The sequence below is a fragment of the Pseudomonadales bacterium genome, from assembly GCA_013215025.1.
Lineage (GTDB): Bacteria > Pseudomonadota > Gammaproteobacteria > Pseudomonadales > DT-91 > DT-91.
Genome location: JABSRR010000254.1, coordinates 1 through 2,656, shown reverse-complemented (window position 1 = coordinate 2,656; position 2,656 = coordinate 1). Strand labels below are relative to the sequence as shown.

At 50.3% G+C, this 2,656-nt stretch carries 4 protein-coding genes; all 4 read left to right on the top strand.

Annotated elements, in window-relative coordinates; genetic code table 11:
* Positions 1–101 precede the first annotated feature (101 nt).
* Positions 102–377, top strand: coding sequence for an accessory factor UbiK family protein (locus tag HRU21_12585; GenBank protein NRA43127.1), 276 nt, complete (start codon positions 102–104; stop codon positions 375–377).
* A 162-nt stretch (positions 378–539) separates the two neighbouring features.
* Complete coding sequence (locus tag HRU21_12580; GenBank protein ID NRA43126.1) at positions 540–1,328, top strand: hypothetical protein; 789 nt, start codon at positions 540–542, stop codon at positions 1,326–1,328.
* Positions 1,325–1,693 carry a hypothetical protein gene (locus tag HRU21_12575; GenBank protein NRA43125.1) on the top strand — a complete coding sequence of 123 codons (369 nt, stop codon included), beginning with the start codon at positions 1,325–1,327 and terminating at the stop codon, positions 1,691–1,693. The genes HRU21_12580 and HRU21_12575 overlap by 4 nt, the downstream gene beginning before the upstream one ends.
* A 130-nt stretch (positions 1,694–1,823) precedes the next feature.
* Positions 1,824–2,381 carry an ATP-binding protein gene (locus tag HRU21_12570; protein NRA43124.1) on the top strand — a complete coding sequence of 186 codons (558 nt, stop codon included), beginning with the start codon at positions 1,824–1,826 and terminating at the stop codon, positions 2,379–2,381.
* The last annotated feature ends 275 nt before the right edge of the window (positions 2,382–2,656 follow it).

The following is a 2,656-nucleotide window of genomic DNA, read 5'->3' as shown; positions in this document are numbered from 1 at the left end:
AGAGCGTTGCACCATATAAGTGCACACCGATGCGCTGTGAGTGCGTCTGGCTTTGCTCTACTATCGGTACCCAACGACATCAACGACAGGTCTTGCCAGATATGGCGATTAAACCCCCCAAGCCACCACCCATTACCGATGTGATCGAGCAGGTCAATCAACTGGTAGGTAACAGCGGAATACGCGAGGAGGTCGATAAGGGCGTACGCACACTGGCCCAATCCGCGCTGCAGAAGCTGGACGTCGTCAGCCGGGAAGAATTCGACGCCCAGACCGAGGTACTGAAGCGCACGAGAGCACGTGTGCTGGAGCTGGAGCAAGAGCTCGACGCCTTAACGCAGGCGCTGGATGCACAGGGAACATCGCCGGCGAACTGAACCCATAACAGCACCCCTCTGCTCAAGGATGAGCTATGGAATTTGCCACTGTTCGCAGCCGCGCGGAGTGCGGTCTGCAGTCACCACCCGTCACGGTTATAGACGTATGAATGTGAGCTTGTTTTTTTTCTAACTAAGAGTATGTATTGAAAAGACCATTTTATGCTTCTGCTTTTTTTAAACGGACTTTTAAAAGGAGAAAGCACGATGGTGAAGTCCTTCTTCAGTTTCTCGTTACTACTCTTATGTATTTTCTATACGGCGCTTGGCAGCACCCAAGAAGATACTCAATTAGAGATATACGCAATGAATGACGAAGAATATGATCGACTCTCCGAGTCATTCTACAGAGAGTCGGCATCTGTGCCTGAATCTAGAGTCATGGATGAATTTCTCCGACGATTTGATGGTAAATACAAGTCGCTCTTCGAAAGGGATGATGTGCTACTGATACACGCCCATAGCGCTGAATGGATTGATGAATTACGTCGGATAATCAATACAACTAACGCTTACAATTACCTGAAGCTCATGAAGTTTACAGAACTAAGTCAAAGTGATTTCACTGTAGATGTATTGCAGGACTATGCAGAAACGTACAGAGTTTTAGATAGAGAACATGAACAGAGAATAATGGAGCACCACGCGAAACTGCTCTCGCGAATTTCAGCGAACGGTGCAGCCACAATCAAAGAAATATGTGAGTTACATTTGAGGCCAATATTGAATGCTCGGGCCTTATCTAAAGGATCTAAGCCAGTTTTTGATTGGGATGGTTTCATCGATAGCTACCCAAGGATTATGGCTAAACAAGCCTATATAGAATCGCAAAGAGTTAAGCGTCAAGGGCCACCGAGAGAATTGGTTTGGAAAAAAGAAGTCATCCCATTAGATGGATCTGACGCGAGTGTCGTGAGCATGAGTTTATCACCTAAGGGGAATGAAAAATGAATAAAGCGATCACTCAACTAGTATTGGCTTTTTCACTCACTCTTACTGCAACTACAGCGTCTGCTGTAGTTGCTAACTGTGATAAGATTAACGGACCAGGTATTGGCCCTTATAATCCTACATACACCGTATCTTGGGGAGCAAGAGAAGGTACGGTAATGAATATTTTGTCCGAGTTTGCGCAACCAGTGCTCAACGAAATCTACTCGTTTGAACGAAATATTCCGATAAATCAGGGTGGTGTCGGATTTCAGGTTTTTTATCTTGCTCCGGGAGGCATAGGTACATGGCTGGTTGATGTAGACGCCATTACATTTCCCAGACTTTTCGCCGATGACTGTACGAAGTCTCAGTTTCTGATTTAAACCACGGGATATTTTGGAATGAATATATTCCGATATGCTAAATGCTTATGAGCATCTTAGTATTTTCGGTAACAAGAAATTTTTATCCTAAGTCGACTTCAATGCTTATTTGGAAGCCTTGCGTGAACCCATGGAGAACGGAGAAATCACGGTCTCTCGCGCTCGCTTTAAATTCCGCTTCCCGGCGCGCTTTCAGTTGGTTGCAGCGATGAACCCCTGCCCCTGCGGTTATGCCGGGGATGAGGTGCGTCACCGTCGCTGCACACCTGAGCAGGTCGCGCGCTACCAACAACGCGTGTCAGGGCCACTGCTGGACCGGATTGATCTGCACGTTGGCGTCACACGCCCGCCCGCGCAACAGTTGCTAACGACGCAGACACAGGCAGAGAGCAGCGCCGAGGTGAAGGCGCGTGTAGATAGCGCGCTGGCGCACCAACTGGCAAGGCAGGGGTCATCCAACGCGCAGCTTACGCCTGATGCTCTGCTGCAACATTGTCAATTGCTCACATCCGATGCGCAGTGGTTGCAGTCGGCAGCGGACTCGCTGGCTCTGTCCGGTCGGGCCCTGCACCGCACACTGCGCGTAGCACGCACGATCGCAGATCTTGCTGGCGCAGACTCCGTTGAACGCAGCCAGCTGGCCGAGGCGCTAAGCTACCGACGGGCGCCAGCAGAGCCACACCGTTAAAGACCAAACCTCATACAGATGTCCCCAAGTCGATGCACTGCGGCAGTTCCTTTCGGCGGCGCGGGCTAGCACCGTGACGGAGCACAGCGCTCACCCCGGCTCGCCTTGCCTAAGCCGAACAGGCTAATTACTATCGACTAATAGTTAGTAGTTTGGAGCAAAACCTGTGAGCCACTGCCCCTTTGCCAATCTTCTGGACCCTGATACCTACGCCGGAGGCATGCCCTATCAACAGCTGAAGGCGGTGCGCGATACCGGCCCGGTGGTGCGTATGG